At 41.2% G+C, this 14430-nt stretch carries 9 protein-coding genes; 4 read left to right on the top strand and 5 right to left on the bottom strand.

Going from position 1 to position 14430, the window contains the following annotated elements; all coding sequences use genetic code 11:
• The first annotated feature begins 2 nt into the window (after nt 1–2).
• The 4 genes from dptG to NEJAP_RS18430 are packed head-to-tail and all read left to right on the top strand — an operon-like array spanning nt 3 to nt 8204.
• Nucleotides 3–1385 (top strand): DNA phosphorothioation-dependent restriction protein DptG, encoded by a 1383-nt coding sequence (gene dptG, locus NEJAP_RS18415; RefSeq protein WP_201348554.1) that lies wholly within the window; start codon nt 3–5, stop codon nt 1383–1385.
• The gene (gene dptH, locus NEJAP_RS18420) at nt 1366–6495 is read left to right on the top strand and encodes a DNA phosphorothioation-dependent restriction protein DptH (RefSeq protein ID WP_201348555.1); all 5130 of its coding nucleotides are present in this window, start codon (nt 1366–1368) and stop codon (nt 6493–6495) included. The genes dptG and dptH overlap by 20 nt, the downstream gene beginning before the upstream one ends.
• A 15-nt stretch (nt 6496–6510) precedes the next feature.
• Nucleotides 6511–7047 (top strand): hypothetical protein, encoded by a 537-nt coding sequence (locus NEJAP_RS18425; protein ID WP_201348556.1) that lies wholly within the window; start codon nt 6511–6513, stop codon nt 7045–7047.
• Complete coding sequence (locus NEJAP_RS18430; protein ID WP_201348557.1) at nt 7044–8204, top strand: DGQHR domain-containing protein; 1161 nt, start codon at nt 7044–7046, stop codon at nt 8202–8204. The genes NEJAP_RS18425 and NEJAP_RS18430 overlap by 4 nt, the downstream gene beginning before the upstream one ends.
• Nucleotides 8205–8230: 26 nt before the next feature.
• On the opposite strand, the gene dndE is transcribed toward NEJAP_RS18430, so the two are convergent.
• The 5 genes from dndE to NEJAP_RS18455 form a co-directional block, all read right to left on the bottom strand.
• The gene (dndE, locus tag NEJAP_RS18435) at nt 8231–8578 is read right to left on the bottom strand and encodes a DNA sulfur modification protein DndE (protein WP_201348558.1); all 348 of its coding nucleotides are present in this window, start codon (nt 8576–8578) and stop codon (nt 8231–8233) included.
• A complete protein-coding gene (dndD, locus tag NEJAP_RS18440; RefSeq protein ID WP_201348559.1) occupies nt 8578–10572 on the bottom strand; it encodes a DNA sulfur modification protein DndD in 1995 nt (664 codons plus the stop codon). Before dndD ends, dndE begins: the two co-directional genes overlap by 1 nt.
• Entirely contained in the window at nt 10569–12173 is a 1605-nt protein-coding gene (gene dndC / locus NEJAP_RS18445; protein ID WP_201348560.1) for a DNA phosphorothioation system sulfurtransferase DndC, read from the bottom strand. The genes dndD and dndC overlap by 4 nt, the downstream gene beginning before the upstream one ends.
• The gene (gene dndB, locus NEJAP_RS18450; protein WP_201348561.1) at nt 12170–13255 is read right to left on the bottom strand and encodes a DNA sulfur modification protein DndB; all 1086 of its coding nucleotides are present in this window, start codon (nt 13253–13255) and stop codon (nt 12170–12172) included. Before dndB ends, dndC begins: the two co-directional genes overlap by 4 nt.
• Before the next feature lie 135 nt (nt 13256–13390).
• Nucleotides 13391–14002: a hypothetical protein gene (locus tag NEJAP_RS18455; RefSeq protein WP_201348562.1), complete on the bottom strand. Its 612-nt coding sequence runs from the start codon at nt 14000–14002 to the stop codon at nt 13391–13393.
• Nucleotides 14003–14430: the final 428 nt, after the last annotated feature.

Below are 14430 nucleotides of genomic sequence, written 5' to 3' on the forward strand. Positions count from 1 at the left end.
TTATGTCGATACTAAAAGCTACGCTAACGCCTGGTAACAACGTGTTAAACAGTTATTTCCCTGCTCGCACGGGCAACAACGAAGGTGATTTTGATTGGGATATAGCTAAAGCAATTGTGGTACGAAATCTTTACCGCAAACAGTTAAGCACCAAGTTCACTAAAGGGCTTCCAAAAGACCCAGAAAACAAAGAATCGTCAGCAATTAACGCCTTCCGTACTATATGCAAAGCCGACTTTAAAGAGCGCTTAGATGAAGCAGGCCTATGGGAGTACCTCGAAGAAATGTACTTTTCCGGTGAAGCCCTCTATAGCGTTACACCAGAGGCTTTGCTGTTCAAACTGGCTCCGTTAACAGGAAATTCGCCTCAACATCGGTTAGCGGATATGTTTTCTAGTTTAATGCAAGGTCTCTATATTGAGAGCCCCATTCAACAAGAAACCAATTTTCTAGAGCAACAAGTAGTTGAGTCTTTACGATCAGAAGAGGTTCTATCACTCTTTGAGAGAGGCAAGAAAACCCTTTCAAAAGGCATTAATGAAAAGTCTTTTCTCCCATTTTTAACAAAGCATTTCAGGTCCGATCTAAAATTTCTCGCCAGCCACCCTAAGTATTTGATTGATCAACTACAGAATTTACTCAAACTTTACGGCTACCTCTATACTGCACAGCTAGCACTTAATATTAAAGGGCTGGACTGTGAACCCACTGCTAAGCCTCTGTATTTTATTATGGAGAACGAGACAGCAAGTCGTGAGCGGACTGATTTAGTTCGCAATGGCCATCAAACGGTGGCCCGCCTGCTGGTTAATATTTTTCCGTACCTTTCAATGTCAGAAGGCCTGCAGGATGTGAGTAAAGAGGATAACGAGCATCGCTTACCTCTTTGGCAATTGGCACAGAAACTGACGGATGACGACAGTAATAAACTTAGGGAGTACGCTGAAGCCTTTGCCTTAAACCGTAATGAAAGCCTCACCTTTCTGTTCCCTTATGACAAAAACAATACCGATCCACGCTACTGGTTAAATGTCCTTTTAGAGCTTGCTGTTCAGCAGTTTGATAAAGGTATGAAACGATCTGCGGCACAGATTAAGTTTATTAAAGCCACCGAAGACGAGCTATGTAGCACTTTCGTGAAAGCGCGCGGTCAAGTCGGTAAAGTTCTGGTCATGAATCAAGACTATATCGCTTTAATTACTAATATAGCGATTGGCATCAAGGACAAACTGCGTTTCCACGAACTATTGACTGAATTCAATTCGCGTGGGATTTATTTTGATAAACAAAGTCAGCAGGCTCTCATTCGTTTTTACGAGCGTGTCGGTAATGTAGAGCGTATGAGTGATAGTGGAGACGCCGTTTATGTCCGTAAAATTCTTTGAAGAGTTCGTTGTCCCGCACTTCCTTAAGCTTACCGAAGGCTATATTCAAGCAGGATACCGGTATCAGTTTAAGTCACCTGATGTTGATAAAAGTAGAAAGCTCTATCACGCCTTCAGGCACTCCCAGCAAGGCTTAGGTACTTTAAATTTTCAGAATACGACCCTAACTTATATTGATTGTGCGGGGGTTAAATTAATCCCCGTTATGCACCGAGATGGTAGTGAAACGGGTTACACCGAAAATTTCATCTCCTTCTTACGTGATGTGGTGGCTGCGCAGCAGGGTAACTTCGCAGGTACAGCGCTCCTAATTATCCATAACAGCTTACTCGATACCCTGATTAACAGCGCAGAAGATATAACTGCTGAAGGCGGTATTTTTTCTCCTGCCAAAATCAAAGAGTCCTTGGCTGATGAGATCAATGATAAAGACACCCTAGAGGGGCGAGAAGTATCTAAGATTTTGCTGGAGTACCAATACGACCTGATTACTGAAGACAAAGGCAGCATGTTTGGTTTTGAGTCACTTCATGAAGCTATAGCCGATGGTGATATTCGGTTTCACGAGATTGATCTTTTAGAAGATCCCGCCATTTTGAGTATGTGCGGTGGCGCTAAGCCCACTGAAAACGAAAAAACGCAGGTTCGTAAGCGGCTTGATCAAAACAAAGCCCTATTTGATCAGATTTCAGATGTAGTAGAGCACTACTCCGACCAACTATCCGACCACCTGCCTTATTTCAGCGACAGCTTTATAGCCAAGCACTTTGGTCAAGATCAACCAGATAGCTGGAAGATGGTTAGTTTTGATGAGTACAGCAAAGAACAAGAACGTAATCGCGAACAGTTATTAGTAATTACGAATGAAAGCTCCGCCTCAGCCAAGATAGTAGTACGTACAAAAAGTGAAGCAACATCCGCACAGCGTGAACGACACATATTGCTAGAAGTTGACCCCGGTCGCGACGACTTCGATTTAAGCCTCGATTTTAGCGGGAGTAAAATTAACAGCGATGAAATTAAACTTGTCGATAAAACCAACACAATTAGCCGTAATAACATTCAACTCAGCGGAGGCCATGTTAACGCCAACCTAACGCTAACCGGAACCATCACTGATAAGCCCCTGTATTTCTCTCTCACGCTGAACCGGCCGAAGACTTCCGAGAAGTTTAAATTTAAGTGCTTGGTAGTTAAGCAAGGTTGGTTTAATACCGCAGCAATAGAAAACAGCTTCTTAATAAATCCAGTGAAGCAAGTCGTGAGCCTACAGACACAAGAAAGTGATCTAGCTGTTTCTCTCTCCGCCGGTTCACAACGAACATCGCTGGATGAAGTTGATCAGTGCTTCGATGTAACCCAGCATGGCATCATCGATTATGAAGCACTTGCCAATGAAGTCGAGCGCATCAGCTTTACTCTTTACAATGGTTTAGCTGAACTTGAATTTATTATTGAAGGTGCCGCAGCTACAGAGACTCTGATCTTACCGCTGATCTTTGACCAAAGTCGCGACAAGCGTTTGTTTAGCGATGCATTTTTTGGTGTTTTTAACCGCTCTAAACAACGGGTATATGTTGAACACAAAGAGCTTAAAAACGACAAGCCAACACTCGACTTACTTAACCGTGAAGCGACCTGGGTCGACAAGTCATTACTTCATCGCTTTGGTGAAAAGGAAAGTTTAAACCTAACAGAGATTGCCGAGATTGCACCCGAATTGTGCACAGCCTACCAGGCTCTTTTTGTATATTACGTAGACAACAAGACCTTGCCGTCATTATGTGGTTGGGGTCCTGAATATCAAATTTTGGTTAAAGCGGTCGTAAATGCCTATCACCGTTATTTGGCATATATTGAACCAAATAAAACGCTCGACGAAGCTGATAAAACTGTCTTAAAAATCGGCATGTATAAGCAGGAGGATGGTGAGTGGCTAACGCCTTTTCATCCCTTAGTCCTAGCCTACTACCTGAACTTGGTTGAACGAGCGACAGTAGAAGGTGACCAGAGTTTTATCAGCTTACCGAAAGTCACCTTAAACCGTCTCAACCCGCAAGGCTTACTGCCCTTTATTTACGATCCTCAGCATGAGTTTTCTTACGTAAAAGCCGTTGAAGACAACTGTTTCTGGCTGCACTGTGTACCGTATCAAGAGACCAACTACAGCTATGTAACTAAGCTAGTACGCGATAAAATCTCAGAGTTTAGTGCGGCCTTTTCGTGCCTATTTAATATAAAAAAAGGTAGTGCCCGCCCGACTTTAATCATGAATAGCATAAATAACTATGACAACCATGAGTTATTTATGGGCATCGTCGAACACATCATAAAACAGCGTACTAAGTGCTTTAATATTCACGTCAATCTCTATGACGATAAGCTGCAAGACAGTGAGTTTGATCAATTTTCAGAAATGGCCAGTTACGAGAAAATCAAACAGGTTTATGGTCTGAATAAGGGTAAGGCAAAAGACCATGCAGACACTATTGTCGACATAATGCGAACGCGTGTGACGTATAGTAAATTCACTCACGGTGATGCGAAAGAGCAAGCTTACGCCCACCTAAGCTTCTTCCGAAACAATCAAAAAATAATGGTAATTGATGACGTTAACCCTAAAGAGAAGTTAAGCGGTATTAGCTGTCACGGGCTGATAAATGGAGAAGCATCCAGCAATGAAGGCAGTAATTACATTACTGGTTTTGGTCTTAAAGGCCTAGAATATGAAAATAGTGAAGTCATAGATATTGCGTTGTTATTGAATCGTTTGAATAAGCCCGCGCGAAGCAATACCAAAACATATAGTAAAAATAGTTCCATTGCTTTGGCTATTGATGACAAGTTTAAAAGCCTGCTGGATCGTTCCTACGATAGCTCAATTTGGACAACAATCATTGACCCTAAAGTAACACTCGATTTTTTTGATAATGATGGCGACACCCTACTGATCCACTACTCAGATCAATACACCAGCTCTGCCGGTTACGATGCGATTACTGTGACTCGCCAATCTGACCTGTACGACAAGGTGCTAGAGAAAGATAATGGTGGCTCAGTCACCGAGTTCAACGCTTTCAATGGTGAATGGCTGTTGAAGATGATTACCGATAACGACAACATCCGAAAAGAACGAAAGGGTATATTAGCCGCCTACAAATTAATCAGCTGTTTGCTCTCAAAGTCGGATATTATCTGGGTGCCAATGTCTGCGGCTGAAATGATACGTGTTTCCGGTAATATCGGCCTCAATATGTCAGAATCAGAGTTCTCTAGGCGGTTACAGGGCTTCAAGTCAGGGCCTATTTCTGATGATGTTCTATTCGTAGGGTTCAAAAACCAACAGCTTTATCTGCTTTCCTTAGAAGTTAAAACCGGGAGCAGCTATAACCCCACTAAAGCAGTTAAACAAGCAAAAGAGCTAGTACGGTATTTAAGCGACCTACTCATCGGGAAAGATCTAGCCGCTAGTCTTTTTCGCAGTTTATTTGTGCGCCAGGCATTGATGCAAGTCGATAAGTACGAGCTGTATGGAATCTATCATGATGATTATTTTGCACCATTATTAGCTCACAAAGAGTGGTGGCTGCAAGGCGATTATTCCTTGGCTGGTATTAAGGGTTATCCGCAGGGCTTTGTGGTTGCGAACTTAGAGAATGACAAGTGTTTTGAGACCAAGCCAGTATTGATCGATAACATCCTCAAGATTGAAGTGCCATCAAGCTTTATGGCAAAAACCATTTCAACACCTTTAATGGAACTTTGGCAGGACTACAGCGCGACAGCTGCTGCTAAAATTCAAGATGTGTATTTTTTAAATGCAAAGACTGAGGCAACAACCTTGGTGTTTGACGCGCTGAGTGAACCGGAGCCCTTGCCTACGCAAGAAGAGCCTGTTCCCGCACTCCCAGTTGAATATGAATCTGTTTCTCACAATGCAGTTCTAGATGTTACGACGGCTGTGATTGAACCTACACCCCAAGCAGCCCTAAAAGTCTTGATAGGCCATGAAATCAACCATCAAGAACCGGTCTATTGGGAACCGACTAATACCGCCAAGTTTATGAATACCAACTCCGGAATCATCGGCACCATGGGTACGGGAAAAACTCAATGTACCAAGTCGGTCGTCACTCAGTTATATCGAAACCAACACCAAAATATTGATGGCAAAGCGATTGGCATGCTGATCTTCGATTACAAGTCAGATTATGTGGATGAGCAATTTCTGAACGCTACTCAGGGAAAGAAATTTAACCTACATAAGCTTCCTTACAATCCATTAAGTTTATTTGGCGATACGCCAATGCTCCCCGTACATACAGCCCGTGGTTTTTCAGAAACCATGAGTAAAGCTTTTGGTCTTGGGCAGAAACAGCAATTACGTCTGCGTAAATTAATCGCTGAAGCCTATGAATTAGCTGGCATCAATAAAGCGGATAAAACAACTTGGACCAAACCAGCGCCTACGATCAGAGACGTGTGGGCGCTGTTTATCGACCAAGAGAAAGTAGAAGAAGACTCACTCTATGCAGCATTAGAAAGCCTTTACGAGCTTGAAATTTTTGAAGACGATATCAATAAGTGCCACAGTCTTTATGACTTGGTCGACTGTATTACCGTAGTAGAGCTAGCAGGTTACCCTCCGCAGATTCAAAACCTCGTTGTGGCACTGACTCTCGATCTATTTTATTCCCAGATGCAAAAGCAAGGTAAACCAGAGGTGCGTGGTGATTTCCGGCAAATCACTAAGATGATTCTGGTTGATGAAGCGGACAACTTTATGTCACAAGATTTCCCCAGCCTACGAAAAGTTCTTAAAGAGGGGCGTGAGTATGGAGTTGGAGTCACCCTATCGACACAGGATATCACTCACTTTAAGACCAAAGAAAATGACTATTCCGCTTATATTCTTAGCTGGGTTGTTCACCGCGTTTCACAGATTAAAAGCCAGGATATTAAATCATTGTTCAATAAGGATGATAAGCCAGAACAGGACAACTTGATGAAAACTATTCGTGAACTAGATAAACACCATAGTTTATATATCGATGGTGATAAGAAAATTTGTAAGATTAAAGATTTGGCTTTTTGGGAAATATCCACTTAAACAGGCTTGAAAATAATGCAAGATTACATGTATAAAAGAATATGTTTCTACGAATTACTATGGATGTGGTTATTCTCTTTATTCCCTGTTTTATTTGGGGCTGTGTCCATGGCCATTTTCACTAAAAACGGTTTCTTTCAATCCTTTTTGGATGGGCTTATTGCCGGCGAAGTATTCATATACTTTGCATCCATGTCGGCTCCATTCTTTTATTTATCTGTAACAAAAATAAAAAATAGCAGAGCAAACAGTAGCGGTATGACTTACTCTCTTGTTTTGATATTTACCATTATTTTCTTGCTTACTTCCGTCATAATGTTCTCTGCTCACAAAATGTCTCAAATACCTGAATATACAACTGTAAAATCGAATGTAGACTCAGCTTGGTTCTCATTTTTTTCATTTTTTGTTTATATAGCAGGAGTCCTTACCTGGTACTACACAATATATGTAAGTAACAAAGAAGCGAGAGGCCATGATGAAGTGCTAGAAGAGAAAGTGTCAACGATGGACAACTCACTAAATAAATGGGCTGATGGTGAACAACAATGATCTCTATAGAAATACAAGCCATTAAGGTAAATCAGCCTATCGGAAGCTTTTATATCGGAAAAATGAAAGCATCTGAACTAGTGTCTATTACTTACCCTGACATGAGAGAAATGAAAAAAGAGAATGATCTTAATTCATATCTTGGAATTCAACGAGAGCTGAACAAAAAGAGAGCTGAAGAAATCAGACAATATGTAAAAACATTTGGAGCAACTTTCCCAAATTCAATTATTCTATCTATCGATGACGAACATTGTACATGGAAAGAAGAAAAAGGGCTTTTTGTGATCGAAAGTGAAAACCCAAATAAAATTGCTCGCATATTAGATGGGCAACATAGAGTGGCGGGCTTCATGAATAAAGAGGCAACGGCATTAGATGAAGACCAATGCCGATTTATCACTCCTGATGGCTATCAAGATTTCGAGCTTGTTGTAACATTTTTTGTAGGTTTAGATTTACCAGATCAAGCATCTATATTCTCTATTGTAAACCTAAAGCAGACTCCAGTTAGAAAAAGCCTTGTGTATGACCTTGAAGCACTTTCTAACACTAGGAGTCCGCAAAAATCTGCTCATACTATTGTAGTATCGCTTAATAAAAATAATAAAAGCCCTTTCTATAATCGTATAAAACGACTTGGCATAAAAACGCCAGATATCGAAAACGAGAAACTAAGCCAGTCCACAGTTGTTGAAGAGATAATGAAACTTATGTCTCCTGATCCATTGGCCGATAGAGAGTATTTTCTTAAAAAGTCAAAATCAGGGCTTTTTTCCAAAAGTATTAAGCTAGAAAATACCGATAAAGATAGCTTTAAAAAGTATCCATTAAGGGAACTATTTATTAATGAGAGAGATGACGATATAGCGAAAATGCTTTGGTCTTATTTTGATTCAGTGAAAGCGTCATGGCCCGAACAATGGGATAAAAATAACAAAAAGGCAATTTTAAATAAAACTGTTGGCTTTTACGCTTTAATGCATTTTTTCTCAGATTTAGTTGCAAAAATGCCTCCTACAGAAGATATAAGAGACTATTTTCAAAAATCTATTAAAAAAGTAACATTTCAAAAATCTGATTTTGACACCAATATGGAGCCATCATCAAAGACTACATCAAGACTATACGGAATCATGAAGAGTAGCCTTTCCTAAGCCATAATTAGAAATAAATATGGCTGCTATAATGCAGCCGCAAATTCCTTTAAGCTTTTAAGATTTCGAATACTAGCAATCCCATCTTCCACGTGTGATGCCCAGGCTAGCTCAAGCCCTTTAGAGTCGAGTTCTGGGTAGTACTTTCTAAGCAAGGTCTCCACCGCTAACTCAAGATCACCCAGCCAAGTTATCTTATCAAGCACAAGAGAACCATCTAAGTTAATAGCCTCTCCCGAGAAACGATAGCCACTCTCTAGTGATCTAAAGAAGGCAATACGCGAAGCAACATTAGGTGTAATACCTGTGTAGCCCTTCAACTTCTTCAGATGCTCTTCAGTCTGTCTTTTTAGGTGCATTCGATTAGGCAACATCAGACCACCTCCAATTGAGTATCTTTCCAAAAATAGCCTTCTGCAATCTGGGAGGACTTGGTCCTACCATCAAAAACAATTTCATAGGCATGTGATATATCTTCTTCAAGATATTTAGTGAAGTAGTGATTATCAATCTCTGTATCTGTTGAGAGGATGACAACTTGGTGGCTGGCAAACGGAAAGTAATTTTTAACCAGTTTATCTCTGTGATGGGAGTCAAGTCGCCCTAATGGCGTATCGATAATGATAGGCAGTTTACGACCAGATGTACGGCCAAGCGCTTCTAGGATTGATATAGCATAAATCTGTTTTTCACCAGCAGAAAGCGCCTTTCGATTGATTACATGACCATGCTCATCAACTAACTCAACATCAAATGTTTCTGGATGAATGCGAGCGTGAATATGTAAATCTTCTTTACGAGCAAGCTGTCTGTAAGATTTTATAAACTCAGTTTCAAGCATCTTAACTCGCGCGTGAGTCAAAAGTTCAGAGAAACGGTCAAGCAACCGTAACGCTTTTTGAGCATTCTCCACTGATGCGGAGCTATTCGATACTGCTCTATGCTTATCATGTAGCTTCTGTTCTTTTCGAGCTATATCCATAGCTTTACGGTAAGTGTTTTTAGCATCTTCTAATGCTTTACGGTATTCAGCTTTCAGCTTCTCTCGTCTTCGCTCTAATTCGCGAATCTGATTAAATACGCTTTGAAGCTGATCTTGATCGGGAGCACGAGCAATACTCAGAGAAGCGTGATCTAATTCATTTTCAGTCCCAGATAGCTCTTTACGATCCGCTTTAACGCGGACAAAGGAATGTTGTTCAGCATTTTGTATTTGTTGATGTAAGGATCGAAATTCTCTTTCGGATAGATCAAGTAAGGCCTCCTCTGAAGGGATTGCGGCCAACTGATCATTAAAACAATCCTCTATTGCTTTTAAAGCAACGTCTGATCCAGTATCGATGTTTCTGAGCACTGACTTAATTTGATCAAGTAGCTTTTTGACTTCACTTCCTGCACTCTGCTTTTGCTTCAGACTTGCTTCATGCTGAAGTGTTTCAATGAGCTCACCTAATACATTAGGAGCTAAGGCTAGTGGGAGTAATCCTTCAAACTCATTACGGATTGATTTCTCTAGCCTTTCCTTATCCTTAAGCAAAACCTTAACTCTTGCTTCTTCACTTTCCCTACTCTTAGCCCAAACACCACCTTCAGCATTAAGTGAAGCATCTAAGGATGCTAATTTCTCATTAGCAGCAACAATACTCTTGGCCTTAAGGTCAGCCTCATAACGATAACTTTCTGCAATTTTATCTAGAACTTTGCGTTCGCTATTAAAAGTATTTAGCTCTTGAGTGATCTTCTCCGGCATAGCTTCTGCACCAAGGCGCTTGAGAAAGATTGTCAAATCACTCTTGAGGCGAGCAATCAAATCAATTCCCAATAACCGCCGAACTGCTGTTTGTAAGATAACGCCTGATTCATCTTCTGCTAGTTCAGCTATTTTTTCTCCATCAAAGAAAAACAGATCAGCGATTCCAGAAGGTATGAGTTCATTCAAGAAACCCTGACATTGCTCATAGTTTAATCCGGCAGGTATACCATTCTGATTCAAGCTCAGCCGGTCTTTTTTACCGCGAGACCATGAACGAATAAGACTGTATTCACTTTCTTCTCCGTTCTGAGTAGTCTTAAATACCAATTCCACACTGGCTTGATCAGGCTGGCTACCTTGCCCCTCTCCGTGATGGATTAAAGCATCAAGCTGCTCAATATATTCACCTTGGCTTAGGGCTCGTCCAAATGCTTGCCGTCCATAAAGAACGGTTCTAATAGCCGAGAGAATTGAAGTTTTTCCTGCTCCATTCAAGCCACCGAATAAAATAATCGGCTTAACATGTCCATGCTGGTCATAACCTGGCTCTAAATCAATTTCATGAACACTACGAAACACGCGGAAGTTATGCAGAACTAACTTTTTAATAATCATATTAATTCTGCCTCTTGATCACGTTGCAATATCCCATCTACCTCACGTATAGCTGATTCATAGTCCTGAATCTCGATCTGGTGGAGATCATATTCATGCTTGGCTTGTAGTTGTGACTGTTTTTCCTGAATCTCTTCTAGGCTGCCCCAATCCTGCTTTAATAAAGAAGATATCTTATTAAACACACCACTACGGCGACTCAAACCTTCCATGGAAAGCTCCAGCTCAATAAGTTTTTTGATCATTGCAGGGACTACATCAAATTCATCACCAAGCTGTTCTAGTAACTTAGAATCTTCTGCATCAAACCGAGGACGATCATTCTGTGACCATTTAAGATCATGCCCATAAACACGATGATAGATAACCGGCAAAGAGTCTTCCCAATCAGGTTCATTAGGGTCGTTAAACCATTCCTGACGAATAGCATGCAGCTCGGGCTCTGTTATCAGTGTAATAGAGTGCCCACTATCATTTATCTGCTTCTCAATGGTTAGCAGCTCTTCAAGCCATTGTTTACGATACTTAAACCAGTATGGCCCCGGCACATGCTTACGCTGAGCGTTTACAACCTCACCTTCTTTTGCTTTTTGATAGATGACCTTTCCATCTCTACGCTTAAAGTTTCTGTATATGTTTTTCTTCGACGGATCACTCGTTGAAGCAAGAAGATCCCGATACTGTAGAAGAGGAAGCATCCACTCTTCGCCGTTCTCTATAAGCCCTTCCATTGCTTTATCTTTTGTAACGACAGTGCAAGTCCAGCAACCGAACCGCGAATTACCACAAGAAGGAGTACTCTCATCAATAACCAATGGGCATTCCCCTTGGTTTGATGAATGCATGTATAGTGTCCATAAAGGAAGGTTGCTCGTTCCCCAAGGGCTCTCCCACTCATCTATAAACTCTGAATGCTTGTAACCTCCCCGCAAAAGGTCCCAGACATCGTTAACACCCCAAGTTTCCACTGGCGTATATACAAATGCATTCGCTAATGTTGTGTGACGAGCTAAACGAGATCCATCTACTTTATGCTTAGCTATAACTTGCGCACGAGATGAACTTTCTGCACTTCGAGAGCCGAGTACAATGACTACTTCATCATACTGGGCTACTTTTTCTTTAATAAACAAACTGATCGGGTCAATCTTGATTCGCTCGGTACACCAACGAAATTGACGTGTCGGGGCAGGATATCCTTTACCTAATAAACTCACCCAAAAGGTATCTTCAACCTCAGGGGTAACTATGTGAGTCGTGATTGGTAGACTGTCGCGCTTTGCCCCGTCTTGTATCATATTAAGCGTGCCAGTAATCATGTCGACAACTACTGGGGTTTCTACCAACGTATCTGAGGAAATCACAAACACTGGTTTTTGACGATCTTTCGGCTCTAAACCTAACAGTGCTAGATATACCAATGTCATGATAGCAGTAGAGTCTTTACCTCCACTAAAACCAATCACCCACGGGCGTTTATCCGCAACATAGATGCGCTGCACCTCAGTAACAAAGTCAGCTAAAGGCCTCCCAGCAAAGACTTCACGATCAATGAATGCTTCATAGTCTTCAAGGTCATATTTTTGAACGATGGAGCTCATTGGCTTAGCTGCTCTTCAAGTGCTTTTTCTTCTGGCGTGAGCTTCAAGCCTAGCTGCAGCTTAAGCCTGTTACACATCAATTGAATACTGGTATTAGACTTACTTAATTTACCGTGTTGCATACTTCTTTGAATCCACTCAGGGTTAACTTTCCGCCAATCTACACTTTTTAATTTTTCTAACTTCTGTTGCCACTGATCAGGAGACTCACAAAGAAGCGCTTTACCTAACAGCCCTAGAGCATGTAACCCAACACCATGCGCGTGAACAAACTCCTGACGTAATTGAGACGGTGTCATTTGCTTTGATTGGGCAAGTTGCCAATCAGGCATGTTCTTATAAACGCTACGCCAATAAAGACTTGAGATTTCTTTATCTGCTGTATCAAAGCCATCTTTCAGGCCTTTTCCTAACATTGCTCTAGTGGCTTGTTTAACGCTAGAAAGCGTAAATAGCTTATTACTTACAACTGAAATGCTGGACTTTTCCATCTCCGTTAAGCCTTTAAAAGGCATCATCTCGGTTGCTAGATACCGAGCCAGATGAGAAGCTGGATCACGATGGTCATATAACGTAGACAGTGAAGGGCTTGGTTTAACCGCGTATTTATTCAAATCAGCGAACATTTGCTGACTTCGTATAAGCCCTTCATCCACAAAAAATAGAACGGGTATATTGTCATGCCCAAGTTCTGGTTTTTCCTTAATAGCCTCTTCAATAGCCTTGCGGCGATGCTGCCCATCATTAATAAGAATCTGAGCATCCATAGGCACTTTTAACGTCCCCATGTTGGCCGCCCCTTCAAATTCTTCAAATTGGACTTCAGTACCCACTGAAACGGTGAGTGCAGAAAAAACATAATCTAAAGGGTTATCAAGGAGATAACGTACCATTTCAGGAATGCGTGATTTGTTAAGTGTGCGTTGCGCTCGTAATTCAGGCGGTACTTCGTCCTCATCATATATAAAAATACGAGGGATAATTCGAAGTGGACACGTAGCAATATAAAAAGAGTGGCCAGCCTGCATTCCCCTCACGGCAGGAAAAGAATAGCAATAGCTTGAAGAATCTTGGGTGCTCATAACTGGAATCATCTATTAAACGTAACTGAACCAATTTTACGTCATCCAGTAACGTAAAAATACGCAATTTCCAGCAAAATGGAGATTATTCCTAGATAAATACAGAGTCAATCAGTGATTTTCGGCAGACTATACTCAACCGACGCTACCTTTGATTCGTCCCTTACAGGCAGCGATTTCCTCTAAGCACTCGTTCTTCATCGCTTCCAGATTACTTCTCTCTGCGGCAATATTAACGAGAAATGATTTTATTGCTTCCTCTGAAGGAGCCTGGCTAAGTTCATAGACACTTTTTCGAAGAATTATCGATTGGCTACGATAGGCATCCACTAAATCAGCTACTTCTTTTTGCCCAAGAGCCTTCAACAAAAATGAAGTTTTATGAATTTTGCTAAAGTTTGAATACACAGCACCTGTTGCTTCGTTCACTTTATGCGCAAAGCCTTCATCATCAGGATCCAATGCTATCACGCGCCTAAACCTCTTCTCTTGCATGGAAAAAAACAGACCCACTGCATCCGAATATTCAAAAAAACAATCTGCGGCTTCATATAATTTTTCTACATCCTTTTCAATCACTTTTTCATTGGTGACGTGTACAGAATGTCTTTTAACGGTGAGATAGCTTACCCAAACAGCGAACAAAGCCACTACGCTTGGCGCAGCCACAGTGACGATGTCGAACAACCCCTTTTCGGATGCAATAGATACAATCTCTTTTAACTGCTCATACGTTAATTCAGTCACGCCCACTCCTAGTATTTTATCTTTCGCTAATACCTATAATGCAATAGGTGCCAAACTGATCAACAGGCTTAACCCCGCTATCAGTATACCTACTCCAGGAATCACTTCAGAATTAGGGTTTATCCACTTACTAATTCTTACAATTTGATGCCCACAGGCATAAGCACTCCAAGTGAATAACCTGATAAAAAACCATGATATATAACTTACACCTGCTATTAAGGTGAAGATCACTACTAAAATTAAAAAGATGCTTAAAACCTGAACCATCACTTCCCAACTGAAGCCCTCTATCCAAAAAATAGCTCCTGCTAACTGCCACGGAAGAAGCAAGATAAGATTGGGCGCCGCCTAAACCTTTCCCACCTCCATTCTGGTGCATTTCTAAATCTCATATTTGCAAAGGAGGACAGTAATTTCTCAAGTTT

This window comes from Neptunomonas japonica JAMM 1380, from assembly GCF_016592555.1.
Taxonomy (GTDB): Bacteria; Pseudomonadota; Gammaproteobacteria; order Pseudomonadales; family Balneatricaceae; genus Neptunomonas; species Neptunomonas japonica_A.

What these genes read in the sequence shown, in the direction of transcription:
- dndD (WP_201348559.1), bottom strand. Translation starts at nt 10,572, where the DNA reads ATGATTATTAAAAAGTTAGTTCTGCATAACTTCCGCGTGTTTCGTAGT.
- dptG (WP_201348554.1), top strand. Translation starts at nt 3, where the DNA reads ATGTCGATACTAAAAGCTACGCTAACGCCTGGTAACAACGTGTTAAAC.
- dndE (WP_201348558.1), bottom strand. Translation starts at nt 8,578, where the DNA reads ATGTTGCCTAATCGAATGCACCTAAAAAGACAGACTGAAGAGCATCTG.
- NEJAP_RS18425 (WP_201348556.1), top strand. Translation starts at nt 6,511, where the DNA reads ATGCAAGATTACATGTATAAAAGAATATGTTTCTACGAATTACTATGG.
- dndB (WP_201348561.1), bottom strand. Translation starts at nt 13,255, where the DNA reads ATGAGCACCCAAGATTCTTCAAGCTATTGCTATTCTTTTCCTGCCGTG.
- NEJAP_RS18430 (WP_201348557.1), top strand. Translation starts at nt 7,044, where the DNA reads ATGATCTCTATAGAAATACAAGCCATTAAGGTAAATCAGCCTATCGGA.
- dndC (WP_201348560.1), bottom strand. Translation starts at nt 12,173, where the DNA reads ATGAGCTCCATCGTTCAAAAATATGACCTTGAAGACTATGAAGCATTC.
- dptH (WP_201348555.1), top strand. Translation starts at nt 1,366, where the DNA reads ATGTCCGTAAAATTCTTTGAAGAGTTCGTTGTCCCGCACTTCCTTAAG.